This window comes from Paenarthrobacter sp. 10L420, from assembly GCF_056395385.1.
In genome coordinates, this window is record NZ_JBFTJK010000002.1 from 251,145 (window position 1) to 267,711 (window position 16,567).

12 protein-coding genes are annotated in these 16,567 nt (G+C 63.1%); 1 reads left to right on the forward strand and 11 read right to left on the reverse strand.

All coding sequences use genetic code 11. The annotated features are described in order from the left end of the window. Positions 1 to 26: 26 nt before the first annotated feature. From AC1DD5_RS06355 to nirB, 7 genes are all read right to left on the reverse strand, one after another. Positions 27 to 914 (reverse strand): carbohydrate ABC transporter permease, encoded by an 888-nt coding sequence (locus AC1DD5_RS06355; RefSeq protein ID WP_442016801.1) that lies wholly within the window; start codon positions 912 to 914, stop codon positions 27 to 29. Between the two features lies 1 nt (position 915). Next, positions 916 to 1,878, reverse strand: coding sequence for a carbohydrate ABC transporter permease (locus tag AC1DD5_RS06360; protein ID WP_442016802.1), 963 nt, complete (start codon positions 1,876 to 1,878; stop codon positions 916 to 918). 88 nt (positions 1,879 to 1,966) lie between these two features. Then, positions 1,967 to 3,262, reverse strand: a complete 1,296-nt coding sequence (locus tag AC1DD5_RS06365) for a sugar ABC transporter substrate-binding protein (RefSeq protein WP_442006268.1) — start codon at positions 3,260 to 3,262, stop codon at positions 1,967 to 1,969. 140 nt (positions 3,263 to 3,402) lie between these two features. Next, complete coding sequence (locus AC1DD5_RS06370; protein ID WP_442006267.1) at positions 3,403 to 4,434, reverse strand: LacI family DNA-binding transcriptional regulator; 1,032 nt, start codon at positions 4,432 to 4,434, stop codon at positions 3,403 to 3,405. 124 nt (positions 4,435 to 4,558) lie between these two features. Continuing rightward, positions 4,559 to 5,716 (reverse strand): uroporphyrinogen-III synthase, encoded by a 1,158-nt coding sequence (locus tag AC1DD5_RS06375; RefSeq protein ID WP_442016804.1) that lies wholly within the window; start codon positions 5,714 to 5,716, stop codon positions 4,559 to 4,561. A 10-nt stretch (positions 5,717 to 5,726) separates the two neighbouring features. Further along, a complete protein-coding gene (gene cobA, locus AC1DD5_RS06380) occupies positions 5,727 to 6,761 on the reverse strand; it encodes a uroporphyrinogen-III C-methyltransferase (RefSeq protein ID WP_477520894.1) in 1,035 nt (344 codons plus the stop codon). Between the two features lie 8 nt (positions 6,762 to 6,769). Beyond that, the gene (gene nirB, locus AC1DD5_RS06385) at positions 6,770 to 9,415 is read right to left on the reverse strand and encodes a nitrite reductase large subunit NirB (RefSeq protein ID WP_477520895.1); all 2,646 of its coding nucleotides are present in this window, start codon (positions 9,413 to 9,415) and stop codon (positions 6,770 to 6,772) included. A gap of 282 nt (positions 9,416 to 9,697) precedes the next feature. Between nirB and nirD the strand changes: the two genes are divergently transcribed. Then, the gene (nirD, locus tag AC1DD5_RS06390) at positions 9,698 to 10,066 is read left to right on the forward strand and encodes a nitrite reductase small subunit NirD (protein WP_477520896.1); all 369 of its coding nucleotides are present in this window, start codon (positions 9,698 to 9,700) and stop codon (positions 10,064 to 10,066) included. Positions 10,067 to 10,087: 21 nt separating this feature from the next. Here nirD and AC1DD5_RS06395 read toward each other — a convergent pair whose 3' ends face one another. The 4 genes from AC1DD5_RS06395 to AC1DD5_RS06410 all read right to left on the reverse strand — a co-directional run bounded on the left by AC1DD5_RS06395 (position 10,088) and on the right by AC1DD5_RS06410 (position 16,534). Then, positions 10,088 to 11,833, reverse strand: coding sequence for a phospho-sugar mutase (locus tag AC1DD5_RS06395; protein WP_477520897.1), 1,746 nt, complete (start codon positions 11,831 to 11,833; stop codon positions 10,088 to 10,090). Between the two features lie 100 nt (positions 11,834 to 11,933). Then, complete coding sequence (locus AC1DD5_RS06400; RefSeq protein WP_477520898.1) at positions 11,934 to 13,586, reverse strand: glycoside hydrolase family 32 protein; 1,653 nt, start codon at positions 13,584 to 13,586, stop codon at positions 11,934 to 11,936. Between the two features lie 93 nt (positions 13,587 to 13,679). Then, positions 13,680 to 15,281 (reverse strand): glycoside hydrolase family 68 protein, encoded by a 1,602-nt coding sequence (locus tag AC1DD5_RS06405; protein WP_442006260.1) that lies wholly within the window; start codon positions 15,279 to 15,281, stop codon positions 13,680 to 13,682. Positions 15,282 to 15,733: 452 nt separating this feature from the next. Next, positions 15,734 to 16,534 (reverse strand): purine-nucleoside phosphorylase, encoded by an 801-nt coding sequence (locus tag AC1DD5_RS06410; RefSeq protein WP_442016810.1) that lies wholly within the window; start codon positions 16,532 to 16,534, stop codon positions 15,734 to 15,736. Positions 16,535 to 16,567 lie beyond the last annotated feature (33 nt).

A 16,567-nucleotide genomic window follows, 5' to 3' on the forward strand; every position in this document is an offset into this window, starting at 1 on the left:
CCCTTTCGCATGAGGGGCACGCCGTGTCAGCCCTTGACGCCGCTGGAGGCGATGCTGTTGATGAAGGAGCGCTGGAAGGCGATGAAGAGCACCACCACCGGGACCGTGATGAGGGACGCATAAGCCATGACTTCGCCCCAGGAGACGTTGAGCTGGAAGAAGTATTGGATGCCGATCATGACGGGTCGGAGCTCCTCGGACTGGACCACCATGAGCGGCCACAGGTAGGAGTTCCATGCGGGCAGGAACGTCAAGATCGCCACCGTGGCTGTCGCCGGGCCTGCCAGGGGCATCACCACCAGGCGGTAGATCTTGAACCAGCCAGCGCCGTCAATCCTTGCGGCCTCGTCCAGCTCCTTCGGGATCGACTCAAAGTACTGGTGGTAGAGGTAGATGGAGAACGCATTGGCGATGAAGGGGATGATCTGGACCTGATAGGTGTCCAGCCAGCCCTTGGAGATCTCCAGGCTGAACCCATTGAGCTCAAAGAACGGCAACTGGTTCACCCACCACACCAGCGGCAGCGCCAGGGTCTGGAAGGGCACGATCAGCGTGGCCAGGATCGCCGTGAACACAATGCGCTTGCCGCGGACCTGCATCCGGGACAAAGCGAAGGCGCACAGGCTGTTGATGAAGATGCCCATCACCACCGTCACGGCCGAGACCCCGATGGAGTTGATCAGGAAGCGGGCGGCCGGCACACGGTCAAAGACAGCAGTGTAGTTGTCAAACGAGATGTTGCCGATGGGCAGGAAGGCTGCCACTGAGGACATGTCCCCGAAGATCTGCTGGTCCGGCTTGAGTGAAGACACCACCATGAACAGGAGGGGGAAGGCGGCGACGACGGCAAACAGGATCCGTACAACCATGGTGCCTGCACTGCTGAGACCCTTGGATGTGAGTGTCTCTTTCATGTCAGTCCTTCTCTCGGGTCAGGTAGCGCTGCACTGCGGAGATCAGCAGCACCAGGACGAAGAATACGAGGGAGATGGCCGAGGCATAGGATGTCTCCTGCTGCTTGAAGCCTGAGCGCACCGCCTCGAAAATGATGGTGGTGGTGGAATCGAGCGGCCCGCCCTGGGTCATGACGCTGACCTGGTCGAAGAGCCCGAGTGCTTGGATGGTGATGGTCACCAGGATCAGGGTGCGGGTGTTCTTGAGGCCCGGCCAGGTGACGTAGCGGAACTGGTGCCAGCGGCTTGCCCCGTCCAGCTGGGCTGCCTCGTACAATTCCCCGGAGATGCTCTGCAGGCCCGCGAGCCAGATGATCATGTGGAAGCCGGCGGCCTGCCAGATCGACAGGATGATGATGGCCGGCATGGACGTGGCCGGATCGTTGAGCCAGTCCGGGCCATCGATCAGGCCGAAGCTGGCCGCGGACAGGAACTCGTTGATCAGCCCGTCCTTGCGGTACATGAACAGCCACAGCAGGGACACCACCACCATGGACGTCACCACGGGAAGGAAGTACAGGGTGCGGAAGAAGTTCACGCCGCGGAACTTCTTGTTGATCAGCAGTGCCATCGCCAGGGCAAGGCCGGCCTGGACGGGCACCACCACAACCGCGAAGTAGCTGACGTTCAGCAATGCCCGCCAGAACGTGGGATCCGTGAAGAGCCGGACGAAATTGTCGGCACCGACAAACTCAACAGGTCGCGGTGACACAAGGCGGGCGTTGGTGAAGGCCAGGCCGAAGCCCAGGATCGCGGGGAGGAAGACAAAGAGCAGCAGGAGGGCGGCGGCCGGGGCGATCATTCCCCATCCGGCGATCTGCTCGCGCAGATGGCGTGGCCGGCGATGGGGTTTGCTGGGCGGTGCAGCGGAGGCGGGGGCCGCCAGGCGGCGGCCAGAAGCAGGGGGAATTCGGGTGGTTGTCATGGGGGTTCTCCGTTGACAGTCGGGGGCCGGGAGGTCCGACGACGACGGCAGGTGAGTGCCGCCGTCGCCGTTCCGTTCGGCTCGCCGGCTAGTTCTTGTAGCCGCCGTTGGACTTGATGTTGGCGTCGATCGCCTTGACCGCCTTGTCCAGGGCCGCCTTGGGATCCGCACCGGCCAGAATGTCCTGGACAGCCTTGCCGTATTCGGTGGCGATGAACGGGTAAGCCGGGGTTTCAGGCCGCAATACCGCGTACTCGCGGGAGAACTCCATGAAGATACGGTTGGCACCGCCCTCGGCGAACGCTGGAATCAGGGCGGCGGCTTCATTGGTGGCGGGGATGCCTCCCGTTGCCTTGATGACGGAAGCCACGTTTTCCGGCTTCAAGGAATAGGACAGGTAGTCCATCGCGGCATCCATGTTGTTGCAGCCGCTGGTGACGCCCCACTGCCAGGAAGCTCCGCCGATCTTGGGACCGTTGCCCAGGTCCACGCTGGGCATGACGACGAGCTCATCTCCGAGGGCGGCCCGGGCCTTGTCCCCGGCCCAGGAACCGGTGTAGAGGAGGCCGCTCTTGTTGTTCAGGAAGTCCTGGGTGGAGTCTTTCCCGCTCTTCGTCGCCATGAAGCCCTGATCCGCCAGTCCGCGGAACCATTTGGCCCATTCCACAGCTTTGTCGCCATTAAGGGCTCCGTCAGCCGACTGGTAATCCTGGCGGTTGATCAGGTCTCCGCCGAAGGACTGCAGGAACGGCGAGTACGCATAGGGCAGCCATTCGCCCGTTCCGGCAGTACCCATGTCCAACGGGTAATCCCATTTACCCAGTGCCTTGAGTTTGGTCAACGCGTCCTGGAACTCGTCCTTTGTCCATGGCTTCTCAAGGGTGGCGACCCGGACGCCCGCCGCAGCGAGATCGGATTTGCGGGCAAACATGGACAAGGCGACGTCGCCGTACCCAACCGCATAGGTATCGCCCTGCCACTTGGCAACGGTGCTGGGGAGGTTCTTGGAAAGGTCCGCGGACAGCTTCAGCGGCGCCAGGTACTTGGCCCATGCCCAGTTGGGAACGTTGGGTCCGTCAATGTCCACGATGCAGGGAAGTTTTCCGGCTGACGCGGCCCCAACGACGGAATCGTTGTAGGACTCCTGCGGGAAAGCCTGCACCTTGATTTGCGCCTTCGCGCCGCTGCTTTTGTTATAGGAGTCCACGATCGCCTGGGTTGCCGCCAGTTCCTCCGGGTTTCCGGCGGCGTGCGTCCACATGGTGATCTCTTTGGGGCTGTCGCTTGTGGACGAGGAGCTGCCCTTGCTGCAGGCGCCCAGGCTGCCGACGAGGGCCGCCGCAGCTATGCTGGTTGCCAGGATCCGTGTGAATCGTGTGTTCATGATTCTCAATCTTTCTGCTGTTTTTGGGTGTGGATGATTGACCCGGGTCCTTCGGGGCGCAGCCGCTGCAACGGCTGCGTCCCTTTCTTTGTGGAATCCGGTGTTGTGACGTCGTGTTTTGACGTGGTCTTTCGCGTGGGTTAGTGGCTTATGTCAGTGGGTGGTGCCACCGAGCCCCGCTCTATGACAGGGCAGATGAGTTTTTTCTGCCCCGGCGGCGTGCCGGGCTTTTCAATGTCGTCCAGAAGCCGGGTAACGGCCCAGCACCCCATCTCGTAGTGCGGAAGGGCAACCGTGGTCAGCCCCGGCCACAACGAGTCTGCGATGAGTTCGAGGTTGTCCATTCCCACCACAGAGAGGTCTTCCGGGATGCGGAGGCCTGCTGCGGAAGCTGATTGGTAGGCGCCCATGGCCATGCGGTCGTTGAAGCAGAACAGGGCAGTGGGGCGATCAGGTAAGGACAGCAGTTGTGCCGCTGCTTGCCTGCCGCCCACAGTGTCCGAGAGCGCAGAGGCGACGAGTCGGGGATCTTCCGGCAGCCCGTTGCGAATGAGGGCGTTTCGGTAGCCCTCCAGCCGTCCGTGCGTGGCCGGGATGTCGTCGATATTGTTGATCATCCCGATCCTCGTATGCCCTGCAGCAGCAAGGATTTCCACTGCACTTTCTGCGGCGGCGATTTCATCCGGGACCACTGAGGAGATTGAACTGTCAGCGGAGGCCGCGTCCAGCAGCACGGTAGGGACTTCGTAGAGTTCTTCCGGAACCGTGACGCCCTGGTGGTACATACGGGCGTAAATGATCCCGTCCACTTGGTGCTGCTGGAGGGTTTGGATCTCGTGTTTCTCAAGATCGTTGTCGAGCCCCGAATTGAGCACCATCAGCAGGTAGCCCCGCTGATAGGCGGTTTCCTGGGCGCCGCGGATCATGGCCCCGGCAAAGGGTGTGGTGGTGATTTGATCACTGACGAGGCCGATGATCTGCGAACGCTGGTTCCGCAGTCCGCTCGCCAGGCGATTGGGGGCGTAGCCCAGGTCCTTGGCCACTGCCCGTACGTGTTCTTGCGTTTTGCGGTTCACGCGATCGCTGGTGGCGTCGTTGAGTGCATGGGACACCGTGGTGATTGAAACGCCGGCAGCCTTCGCCACTTCGCGGATACCTACCCTCGTCGTCATCGACAGTCCTTTGCAAAACGTTTTGGATGTTGTTTGGATCACATTACCTAAAACGTTTTGCAACTGTCAAGCAAAAAAGCACCGCAACGCCCTGGACGTCGCGGTGCTTTCTTGGGGGACGAACCTAAGCCCGCAGCCGGTACCCGCGCTTCACGACGGTTTCTATGAGCTTGCCGTCCGGAAGCGAGGAACGCAGCCGGCTGACGGTCATGTCCAAGGCGTGCACGGAACCGCGGAGGTCCAGGAGATCCGAGAGCGCTTCACGCGACAGCACCGCACCACCAGCGCCGAGCAGGGCCCGGAGCAGCAGGAGCGGGGCTGGCGCAAGATCAATCACTTCGCCGTTGATCCGCAGGCAGCGACCGCGGAGTTCGATGGTGGCGCTCTTGGTTTCCAGGCGGCGCACATGGTTCAGGGACAGGTGCTCGGTCACCAGGCGAATCAGCGCGCCCATGCGGTAGCGGTCGGGAATGAGTGGCGTCAGCCCGGCGTCGACCAGTGGCTGCGCGGTGACGGGCCCGACGGCGGCGACCGTCACGGGCCCCTTGAGCGCTTCAATAAGCTGGCGGTACAGACCCATCTCGTGCGCGGTGCTCCACATTGCGTCCACTGCGGGGGCGCTGGTGAAGGTCAGGACGTCAAGGTTGCCGTTGCACACGGCCTCGATCAGGCGCGGCAGTTTGTCCTCGCCGTCGGGCTTGACCCAACGGTAGGGCGTCACCGTCAAGACGGTGGCACCGGACATCCGGAGGCGCTCCAGCTGGCGCACGTCGGTGTAGCCGTGCAGCTGCACAGCAACGGTCTTGCCCCGGACGCCTTCCGCCAGGAGCATATCCACAAGTGTTGCTGTGGTTTCGTCACTGCTGATGCCGACGTCGGCAAGGCCGGCCGCGCGGACGGCACCGCGGGCTTTGGGTCCCCGAACGAACATGCGGCAGGCTGAGAGTGTTTCCAGGAGTTGCTCGCCGATGCCGAAGGAGTCGGCTGCCTCGCACCAGCGGCGCATGCCGTAGGCCGTGGTGGCGATGCAGATATCAGGCTTGGCGGCAATGATGGTGCGGGTGTCCTCGATGAGGACCATGTCCTCCTGCACGGGCGCGATCTTCAAGGCCGGAGCATGGAGCACGCTCGCACCACGGCGTTCCAGGGCCTCGATGAGGTCCCTGGAACGGCGATGCGAGGTGACGCCGATGCGGAACCCGTCCAGCGGCGCTTCGGTAGCTTCTGAAACGTCCGTGGCGGTTGTGACGTCTTGGATTTCAAAGGCACGTGCAACAGTCATTGATTTACTTTCAGGCTTCAAGGAGCGAAGCCGCGAGTCGGCTCAGTTCAGCGGATGCTTCGGCATGATTACGGTTGGCTTCAGCCACCCGGACCACCTCGCCTATGACCAGCACGGCCGGGTTGCTGCAGCCGGTGGCTGCCGTTTCGATCGTACCCAGATCGGCGATGGTAGTGCGCTGGCCCGGGCGGTAGCCGCGCTCCACCACGGCCATCGGCATGTCGGATTCCATGCCCGCGCGGCGCAGGCCGGCGGCAAGCTGAGGGAGGGTTCCGATGCCCATGAGGACCACGATCGTGCCGCCGAGTCCTGCCAGGTGCGTGTGTTCCTTCTCCGTCAGGGGAGCGTGCCCGGAAACGACCGTGAACATGTGGCTGACCTCGCGGTGCGTTACCGGAATCCCGGCTGCGGCCGGAACGGAGATAGCGCTGGTGACGCCGGAAATCACGCGGACCGGAACGCCGGCGGCAACACAGGCGGCCACTTCTTCGCCGCCGCGGCCGAAGACGTAAGGGTCGCCGCCCTTGAGCCGGACCACATTCTTGCCCAGGAGGGCGGCTTCCACCATGAGTTTCTCAATGTCACGCTGGGTGACTTTGTGGTGCCCGGGCTGCTTTCCGACGTCCACCAACTCGCCGGAAGTGAGGTCGGCCAGCTCCTGGTACGGGGCCAGGCGATCGTAAAACACGACGTCGGCATCGCGCAGGGCGTCCACCGCACCAACCGTGAGGAGATCCAAGGCGCCAGGTCCGCCTCCCACCAGGGTTACATGGCCCTCGATGCCTGGTGCCGGCTCGAAGGCAACCGGAATCCCGGCGCCGCCGCAACGTTCCACCAACGGCTCCCAGCCCATGTCGCCGTCGTCCACCACTGCTACCAGGAACGGACGCTCCGGCAGCGGACCGTCGCCGGGTGCGCCCGCAGGCGTGCTGAGACGGAACACCTTGGCCCCGGCAGCCTGGTAGCGGCGAACCGCTTGGCGGGCGGCCTTTTCGGATCCCGTGACGAGGACCTCGCGGCCTGTGAGATCAATGGTGAGCTGCATGGGTACCCCTAGTTCTCTGCGCCGACGCGTTCTGCGCCGACAGTTTCGCGGCGGACCGGGATGGTGGAGGCGATGAGCACGCCGCCCTTTTCCTCGTTCGTCGCGGGACGGATCTGGCCGCGCTCCGGAACGAAGGAGATGGACTCGTCCTTCTGGTTGGGGGCGTTGACGAAGGAACGGAAACGGCGGAGGCGCTCCGGGTCCTTCAAGGTCTCAGCCCACTCGTCCTCGTAGGTGTCGATGTGCTTGGCCATGGCGGCTTCAAGCTCTTCGGCGATACCCAAGGAGTCGTGTACCACTACTTCCTCAACGTGCTTGATGCCGCCGTCGAGCTCTTCCTGCCAGCGCGCAGTGCGCTGCAGGCGGTCGGCGGTACGGATGTAGTACATGAGGTAGCGGTCGATGTACTTCAGCAGTGTTTCGTCATCCAGGTCCTTGGCAAGCAACTGGGCATGTGCCGGGGTGGCTCCACCGTTGCCGCCCACGTACAGGTTCCAGCCATCAGCGGTGGCAATGACGCCGACGTCCTTGCCGCGGGCTTCTGCACACTCACGGGCGCAACCGGAAACACCCATCTTCAGCTTGTGCGGGCTGCGCAGGCCCCGGTACCGCAGTTCCAGGGCGATGGCCATGGCTACGGAATCCTGGACGCCGAAACGGCACCACGTGGACCCGACGCAGGACTTCACCGTGCGCAGGCTCTTGCCGTACGCCTGGCCGGACTCGAAGCCGGCGTCAACCAGTTCCTTCCAGATGTCCGGCAGCTGCTCCAGGCGGGCACCGAACATATCGATGCGCTGGCCACCGGTGATCTTGGTGTACAGGTTGTACTTTTCGGCGACCGCTGCAATGACACCGAGTCCCTTGGGGGTGATTTCACCACCGGCGATACGCGGAACCACCGAGTACGTGCCGTCCTTCTGCATGTTCGCCAAGGCACGGTCGTTGGTGTCCTGCAGGGAACCACGGCCGGCATCCAGGACGTAAGCGGAGTGCTGGCTGGCCAGGATGGAGGCGATGGTCGGCTTGCAGATATCGCAACCGGCACCAGTGCCGTACTTGGCCATGATCTCCTCGAAGGAGGTCAGTTCCAGGACGCGGATGGCATCGAACAACTCCTGGCGGGACAGGCTGATGTGCTCGCAGAGGGCCTTGGAAACCTCGATGCCGGACTTCTTCAGTTCGCCTTCGAGGATCTTCTTCAACATGGGGACACAGGAACCACACTGGGTGCCGGCACGCGTGCAGCCCTTTAGCTCGCCGAGTTCCTGGACCGGAGCGTTGCCCTCGCAGGCACCGCAACCGTTGACGGTGTCGCGAATGGTTCCGGCGGACACGTTGTTGCAGGAGCACAGGATTGCATCGTCCGGAAGTTCGGTTTCCGGAGCCTCGCCGCCACCGGCAGCGCTCAGGAAGGCGCCGGGCTCGGCGGGCAGTTCACGTCCCAGCAGCGGGCGCAGGCTCATGTAAGGGGAAGCGTCGCCGACGAAGATGCCGCCCAGGAGGGTCTTGGCATCGTCAGTGGTGACGATCTTCTGGTAAACGCCGCGGGCGGGGTCGGCATAGACGATTTCGAGCGAGTGCTCGGTGCGGGCGAAGGCGTCACCGAAGCTCGCAACATCCACGCCGGACAACTTCAGCTTGGTGGCCGTATCGAATCCCGGGAACGTTGCCTCGCCACCGTGAAGGCGGTCTGCAACGATCTCGGCCATAGTGTTGGCGGGGGCAACGAGGCCCAGGCACATGCCTCCGAAGTTGGCTACTTCACCGATGGCCCAGATACCATCGACCTCTGTGGCGCAGTAGTCGTTGATGACCACGCCGCCACGCTGGCCAAGCGAGAAGAGCTGCTCTTCACCCTCTGCGGCGCGGAAGAGTTCATCCCGGGGCCGTACGCCGATGGCTACGATCACCATATCTGCGTCGATGGTGCGGCCGTCGGCCATGAGGACTCCGGTGACCTGGCCGTCGTCGTCGGACAACACCTCGGAAGGGAAGACGCCGCTGTGCACTTCGAAGCCCTTGGCCTTGATCAGGCGGCCCATCGCCTGGCCGGCGCCTTCATCCAGCTGGGTGGCCATAAGCCACTGCGAGCCGTCGATGACGATCGGGTTGGCGCCCAGCTGCTCCGTGCCGGCCGCGGACTCAAGGCCGAGGAGGCCTCCACCAATCGTGACCGCGTTGACCTTGCGGCCAAGCTTTTCCGTGAGGTCGGCGATGGCCTTGTTAATGGCCCAAACGTCTTCAAGCGTGCGGTAAACGTGAGTGAGCTCGTTGCCGGGAATGGGCAGGCGGGCAGCGTTTGAACCAGAAGCCACCACCAGGTGGTCGTATTCGTACTTGTTCCCTGCGGCCGTGAGGACGCTCTTGGCGGCGACATCGATCTTGACGGCGCGCTCGCCGGTCTTCAGCGTCAATGCCTCGTGGTCCCACATGGACGCCTCGCCCAACGTGAGGTCAACGTCCATTTCCGTCAATGCCTTGCTCAACGCAACGCGGTCGTAGGGGAGGTGGGCTTCTTCGGTGAGCACCGTAACCTGCCAGCCTTCAAGACCGCGGTTGTACATTGCGTCGGCGAAACGGTGGGCCGCAGGGCCGCCTCCGACGACAACGATGCGGCGCGGGTTCTCTGTACTTGAAGTGTGTCCGGTCACTGGTGGGCCTTTCGCAGATGTTGCAGACGGATCTCCGCAACTTGTGCTTCCAGCCTAGGGACGGGCAGTTTCGCTTCAGTTTCCCTTTTGTTTCGTGATCTTAACTTCTGCATCACGAACGCATTTCGCGGGGTGTGAGGTCTCTTTTACGCACCGGACACAAATGCGGACCCCCGATGAAACACCCGCGCCCTAGCTTTGAAGAGTGGCCGCAAGCGTGGCCCGGTCCGGGGGAGTGAAGGTGGAAATTGCCAGCGCCCGGACACAGTGAGAGGGGCTGAAATGACCGTAATTCTGGACCGTGCCGACGAACTGACTACTGCCGCCGTTGGCGAATGGCACCGTGTGTGCCCGGTGGACGAACTCGAAGTGGCCTGGGGCGAAGCGGCACTCATCGAGGGCCGGCAGGTAGCGTTGTTCCGCATCGCAGCCGGCGAAGTCTTCGCCGTCGCACAGCAGGACCCGGCCACCCTGGCCAACGTCATGGCCCGCGGCATTATCGGGTCCCGCGGCAGCCGGCCGACCATTGCGTCGCCGCTGCACAAAGAGGTTTACGACCTCGAAACCGGTGAGTGCTTCACCGATCCGGACCTCAAGCTCGCAACCTTTGCCACCCGCCTTGTGGATGGCTACATCGAGGTCGAACTCTAAGAACCCGCCACACTCCGGCGGCTACAAGCCCAACGCTTCGCGGACATCCCGAAGGACATCGTCCAGGGATGTCCGCGCTGCTTGGCGTGCAGCGGGGAGCTCTGCCGCCGACTCCACAGCCTGGATGACCTCCAGATAGCACTTGAGCTTTGGTTCCGTGCCGCTGGGCCGGATGATCACGCGGCTCTGGTCCCGCGTGAGGTACAAAAGCCCGTCCGTGGGCGGCAAGGTTTCGCTGCCTTCGGCAAGATCGGTGAAAATCTCGACGGCGGAGCCTCCGAACGCTTCCGGCGGGTTGACCCGCAAGCGGTTCATCATGGCGTCCAGGAGCCCCAGGTCAGCCACCCGGATGCTCAACTGGTCACTCGCATGAAGCCCATGCACCAGGTACAGCTCATCCAGGGTGTCGAAGATCGTCTTGCCCTCGGCCTTGGCGGTTGCCGCCAATTCCGCGATCAGAACTGCCGCTGAGATGCCATCCTTGTCCCGGACCAGATCCGGGGCCACACAGTATCCCAGCGCTTCCTCGTACCCGTAGGTGAGTCCCGGGACCCGCGAAATCCACTTGAAGCCCGTGAGTGTTTCCTCATGGGCATACCCCGCCGCAGCCGCAATGCGCGACAACAGCCGTGAGGACACTATCGAGTTGGCAAAGACGCCTGCCCGTGGTTCTTCGCCGGCACCGGCAGCCATGCGCGCAACGATATGAGCGCCCAGCAGCGCACCAACTTCATCCCCGCGCAACATCCGCCAGGCTCCCGTTGCGGGGTCAACAGCAGCAACTGCAGCCCGATCGGCGTCGGGATCGTTGGCCAGGACGATGTCGGCACCCAAGTCTGCTGCAGCCGCAAGCGCCAGGTCCAAGGCGCCTGGTTCTTCCGGGTTGGGAAACGCGACCGTGGGGAAGTCGGGGTCAGGTTCGGCCTGCTCAGCGACGAGGGTGACGTCCGTGAAGCCTGCTGCATTCAGCACCGATACGGCTGTTTCACCACCCACGCCATGCATGGGGGTGAGGACGATCTTCAGGTCCCGCGAGGGGAAGTGCTCTGCATCCACCAGACCTGCCATCGCCGCTTGGTAGTCCGTGGCGATTGAGCCGGGAAGTACGGTCCAGCCAGCCGCGGCCAACTCGATAGACTCCAGGGTGCCCACGGCCTCAATCTTTTCCGCAATCTGAGCATCGTACGGGGCCACGATCTGTGAACCCCTGCCGCTCTCAGTCACGGCGTGCCGGCCAAGATAAACCTTGTAGCCGTTGTCCTGCGGGGGATTGTGGCTCGCAGTGACCATCACGCCGCCATCGCAATCCAGCGCCCTGACCGCATAGGCGAGCAACGGCGTCGGGAGTGCTGCCGGCATGAGGAAGGTTTCGATCCCCGCCGCTGTGAAGATGGCAGCCGTCTCTTCCGCGAAGATGTCCGAGTTATACCTGGCGTCAAAGCCGACGACGGCGCGCGGCCGGGTACCCGGAGCAGCTGCGGACACCGCTTCGGTCAGGAATGCAGCCAAGCCAGCCGCTGCCCGGCGGACCACCACCCTGTTCATCCGGTTGGGGCCTGGGCCGAGAGCCGCTCGAAGGCCCGCGGTGCCAAACTGCAGGGTGCCGCTAAAGCTGTCGCCCAATTCCTGGACTGCTCCTGCGTCACCGCCGCTGGCGAGGTCGGTGAGCTCAAGGAGAGCGGCCGACGTCGTGGGGTCCGGATCGTGGGAAGCCCATTCGCGGGCGTCGGTGAGCAGCTGGTTAAGGGCGGCATCGCTTGATGTCATAGGGACAAAACTATCCTCATTGCCCACGTCAAAGGCAACGCGGGGTCAGATATGGCCCATAAATCCAGTCGCAATGGGCCGTATCTGACCCCGCGTTGCTTTAGAGGGCGCGGGATCGGACGGTGAAGTCCGTGTTCCCATCCATGCTGAACACAGAAGATCCCGTGTTGTCCCAGCCGGGGAAGAAGGTGTCCGAAATAACTGCCGCCCCATCCTGGGCGAAGACCTCCACGGATGAGGAATCCAGGAGGATGCGCAGGTGGACCTTGCTGTCGCTGGCGGAGGAGGGCAGGGCAACCTCGTGATAAGGGCTGAATTTCTCGGAGAAGTTGCTGGTCCCGGCCTTGGAACGGTCAACCCTTACCGTGCGCTTTTCCTTGTTGTAGGAGATACGGAGGTTAGCGCTGCCGTCAGCGGATCGACGAAGGAGAATTCCTGCTTCGCGCGCAGAGGTAAGGTCCATTTCGAGGTCAATGAGCTGCGTACGACTCGCGAAATCGGCGCCAAGATCTTGCGGATCAGCGCCGACGGTGAGGTTTTTGCTCTTCATCTCACCTGAGTGTTCGAGTGCTTCCCGCGCCACGCCGGCAATGGCCGATCGCAGTTCGAGCCGCTTCTGGCCCCGGACCAGGGTGAGTTCGCGGGGGATTGCCATGGACCCGCGCCACGGCGTGGTGGGAACGTGTTGGGCGTAATCCCAATTGCCCATCCAGCCAAGGAGTACTGGCTTGCCGCCGGGCGCTCCGGAGATGGAGTTTGCCGCGTAGTAGTCGGCGCCATGGTCCAACCACTGGGACTCGGTGAGCGGAGCATCGGCGGGCGCGGCGTTTTCGGCCGTGAAACGGGTGCCGTCGAATTCGCCCACGAAGTACTGCATGCCCGAGCCACCCGCGATGCCGCCGGGGTTGATGCTCAGCAGCATGACCCACTTCTTCGCGGTGGACTCCTCTACGTCCATCTGGACAAGTTCCGGCACTTCCCAGAGTCCGCCCTGGGCGCCGACCCCGGAGAAGTCACTGAGGAAGTCCCAGTGGAGAAGGTCCGTGGATTTGAACATCTTCACTACCTGCGCGTCCGCCACGACAGTGGTCATCACCCAGTATCGGCCGGGTTCGTACCAGGTGATCTTGGGGTCGCGGAAGTTGTTGTTGGTGGGCGCCAGGTTCAGGACAGGGTTGCCCTTGTACTTCTGCCAGGTGCTGCCGTTGTCCAGGCTGAAGGCTACGGATTGCGCCTGCGCACCTTGTGGGAGCACGCCGTTCTTTCCGTAGGCACTGGTGTAGAGGGCAACCATGGGCGGGTTCTGCGCAGATCCCAGTCCGGACGCGTTGTTCTTATCCATCACGATCGAACCGGAGAAGATTTCCTCCTGCGGGCTCGCCTCCATGGCAACAGGCTGCTGTTCCCAGTGCACCAGGTCCGTGCTGGTGGAGTGGCCCCAGGACATGTTGCCCCACGAGTTCCCGCGCGGGTTGTACTGGTAGAAGGCGTGGTAGGTCCCGTCGTGGTAGACGAGGCCGTTGGGATCGTTGAGCCAGTTCTTTTCAGCCGTCAGGTGGGCTGCGGGCCGCCACGGATCCGAAACGGATGGCCGGTGGCCGCCCGGGATGGGGGCCGACGTCGGGCTTTCCGTTGCCAGGCCGGGGCTTTCCGGTGCAGGAGCAGTGCAGGCGGCAGCAGAAAAGGCGACCACGACGGCGGCACTTGCGGCCAGCAGGTTACGGCGGGACAGGCGGGGATTGGGGTAAGTCATGGGGAGAGATCCTGGGGTTGGGGAGTGGCAGGGGTGCCGGCCCTTGTGGAGCCTGCACCCCTGCCGTGGCCTAACGGCCGGGGGTGTTGCGGCCTACTTGTAGAGTCCTTCGCCGCCAACGCGGACGTTGGTGGGCAGGTAGCCGAACGGACCAAGGCCGTTCTTGCCGAAGCTGCGGTCAACCTGCGTCACGCCACCCTGGAAGTTCATCTTCACGGTGGGGGACAGGGAGCCGCCGCGGACGCCGCCCACGTTGTCGATAAACGACTGGACGAGGCCACCGGGCTGTACGTAGTGCGAGTAAGCCTGGAACTGACGACCATTCTGGCGGGGGTCCGGACCCTCCGGCGCGTTGGCCGGCATGTTCAGGTCCGTGGGGGAGCCCAGGGCCAGGCCGCTGTTGTTCACCGGCTGGAAGTCCGAGCGAACGCCGTTGCCGACGAAGCCGTAGACGCCGTCCGGGCCACGCATGCCATCGGCGTAGGTGAACTGGTGGCTGATGGTGAACAGGTAGTACTTGTTCTTGCCGTTTTCGTTCTGGATGAAGATCTGCGGACGCTCAGTTTGGTCGTTGACGCAGTTGGCGGACAGGATCGGGGGCAGGAAGCTCCACTTGGTGAGGTCCTTGTTGTCGGCCACAGCCAGGCCCACGTTGGCGGTCTGGTACCAGGCACCTGTGGTGGTGTTGACCTGGTTCAGGCTCTCGGCGTGGGGATCGCCCGCTTGGTAGCCGAGGTCTTCCTGCTTGCACTTGTAATCGCCGCGCGTGCCGCCGGTGTTGCCTTCGAAGACCATGAAGGTCTTGCCCGGGTGGGCGGGGTCCGCGAAGGTGTACGGGTCACGGAAAGCGAAGCCCGGGTTCTGGGCCTTGTTCTGGTACATCTTTCCGTCCGGCTCCAGCAGCTTGGTGTGCTCGAAGCCATCGAAGGTCACGCCGTCCTGGTTGGCGTGGATGTTGCCCAGTGCCTTCGCAATGACAGCATCCGGAGCGATGCCGCCGCCGCCTGCGTTGCGCTCAGCAACGTCGTAGAACGTGGTGGCCGTGTAGAAGACGTTGATCTTGTTGCCCTGCATGAGGCGCGTGGAGCCGGACCATTCCGTGTTGCCGATGGACGTGTTGTCCAGGAACAGGTGTCCGCCGTAGTTCCACTTGTCCTTGGCAGGATCAGCGTTGGTCTTGCGGAAGAAGTACCCGATCCGGGCGTTCCAGTGGCGCTGGTCGAAGCCGTAGCCGGCGTGCCGGTCAGCTACCAGGGAGAAGATGACGTCCCAGCCCTTGTAGCTGATCTGGTTCGCGTTCTCGTCCGTCAGGGACCAGGTGTCCCAAACCCAGACGTCGTCGTTCATGGCGGGGAAGTCCTTGGGGATTTCCGGCATGGTGACGTCGGGGCTCATGGAGTTCTGGCCCGGAGCAACGTTGGTGTTGCTCTGTGCCATGATCTGCTTGGCGTCCGCACGGGTCCATTTGGACGTGAAGTCGGCGGCGGGGTCGTACGCCTCCTGCGTGTGGACGGAGGGCAGTGGGAAGCCGGGCGTGGGTGCCGGCATGGTGCTCGACGGCGGGTCAGCCGGCAGGTTGGCCTGCGCAGCCGGCGTCACCAGCAGGATGCTTCCGGCCACGCTGGCTGCGGCTGCGAGGGCGGCTGCCTGTCGCAGACGGCGGCGCGGCCGTTGAAGGGTTGAGTGCGTGTTCATGCTTGCTCTTCTCGCGGAGTGTTGGACTTCGTGGAGTGGGGCGCATGCCCTGATCCCCCGGGAGGGGGCTCGCTACTACAGCGTCCGCTCGATCCGCTGATGGCGTCTTCGAGGGACGCCATCGTTTCGAGGTGCGGCGAACCCCTTGCAGGGTTCTCGCCGCGGCGGCTCCGGCACGTCGACTTACCGGAACGACTCCCACGCTAGACGGGCTTCGCGGGACAAATCAAAGCACGTTTCAGAGGCCAAAACGGATTGTCAGACATCTGTGTGCAAGCGCTTACATTTCTCAACGCGTGCGCGTGCCACAACTCCGCGACGGAATCAATTGTTTCGTTATAAATCAGATTTAATCTGAGAATTTGCTGTGTGTTTACTTTTGAAATGGTTCAAGTCACACAGACGATGGAGGCCTACTGGCGGTAATGGAGGGGATTGTTAGAGGTTGGCCTTCAGAGCTTCGCGATGATTTCCGCAAGCAGTTTGGAGATACGCTTGCCTGCCGCTTGGCCGGCCTCGAGGACTTCGGCGTGGCTCAGCGGAACCGGGCTGATACCCGCGGCGAGGTTGGTGACCAGCGAGATGCCGAAGACCTCCATGCCTGCATGGCGTCCGGCGATGGCTTCCAACGCCGTAGACATTCCCACGAGGTCCGCTCCGATGCGCTTGGCGTACTGGACCTCGGCCGGTGTCTCGTAGTGAGGACCGCTGAACTGGGCGTAGACACCTTCCTGCAGTGACGGATCAACTTCGCGGGCCAGTTGCCGGACACGTGAGGAGTAGAGGTCCGTGAGGTCCACGAACGTTGCGCCCTCAAGCGGGGACGTGGCGGTCAGGTTGATGTGGTCGCTGATGAGTACAGGCGTGCCCGGGGTCCAATCCTCATTAAGGCCACCGCAGCCATTGGTGAGGACCAGCGTCTTGCAACCTGCGGCTGCGGCGGTGCGAACGCCGTGGACGACGGAGCGGACACCCTTGCCTTCGTAGTAGTGCGTCCTGGCTCCGAGGACCAGGGCGCGCTTGCCTTCCTTGGTCAGGACGGAGCGAATGGTTCCCACATGGCCCACAACTGAAGGTTGGTGGAAGCCGGGAACCTCGGAGGCATTCAGCGTGGCCGTAGTTTCACCAATGAGATCCGCAGCTTCGGCCCAACCGGAACCGAGTACCAAGGCAACGTCGTGGGACTCAACGCCGGTCTCTGCGGCAATGAAGTCCGCGGCGGCCCGGGCAGCTTCGAAAGGGTCTGTGTTCATCAGCTCAGTGTTACTCACTGGTACAAGCTACCT

What these genes read in the sequence shown, in the direction of transcription:
- AC1DD5_RS06355 (WP_442016801.1), bottom strand. Translation starts at nt 914, where the DNA reads ATGAAAGAGACACTCACATCCAAGGGTCTCAGCAGTGCAGGCACCATG.
- AC1DD5_RS06360 (WP_442016802.1), bottom strand. Translation starts at nt 1,878, where the DNA reads ATGACAACCACCCGAATTCCCCCTGCTTCTGGCCGCCGCCTGGCGGCC.
- AC1DD5_RS06365 (WP_442006268.1), bottom strand. Translation starts at nt 3,262, where the DNA reads ATGAACACACGATTCACACGGATCCTGGCAACCAGCATAGCTGCGGCG.
- AC1DD5_RS06370 (WP_442006267.1), bottom strand. Translation starts at nt 4,434, where the DNA reads ATGACGACGAGGGTAGGTATCCGCGAAGTGGCGAAGGCTGCCGGCGTT.
- AC1DD5_RS06375 (WP_442016804.1), bottom strand. Translation starts at nt 5,716, where the DNA reads ATGACTGTTGCACGTGCCTTTGAAATCCAAGACGTCACAACCGCCACG.
- cobA (WP_477520894.1), bottom strand. Translation starts at nt 6,761, where the DNA reads ATGCAGCTCACCATTGATCTCACAGGCCGCGAGGTCCTCGTCACGGGA.
- nirD (WP_477520896.1), top strand. Translation starts at nt 9,698, where the DNA reads ATGACCGTAATTCTGGACCGTGCCGACGAACTGACTACTGCCGCCGTT.
- AC1DD5_RS06395 (WP_477520897.1), bottom strand. Translation starts at nt 11,833, where the DNA reads ATGACATCAAGCGATGCCGCCCTTAACCAGCTGCTCACCGACGCCCGC.
- AC1DD5_RS06400 (WP_477520898.1), bottom strand. Translation starts at nt 13,586, where the DNA reads ATGACTTACCCCAATCCCCGCCTGTCCCGCCGTAACCTGCTGGCCGCA.
- AC1DD5_RS06405 (WP_442006260.1), bottom strand. Translation starts at nt 15,281, where the DNA reads ATGAACACGCACTCAACCCTTCAACGGCCGCGCCGCCGTCTGCGACAG.
- AC1DD5_RS06410 (WP_442016810.1), bottom strand. Translation starts at nt 16,534, where the DNA reads ATGAACACAGACCCTTTCGAAGCTGCCCGGGCCGCCGCGGACTTCATT.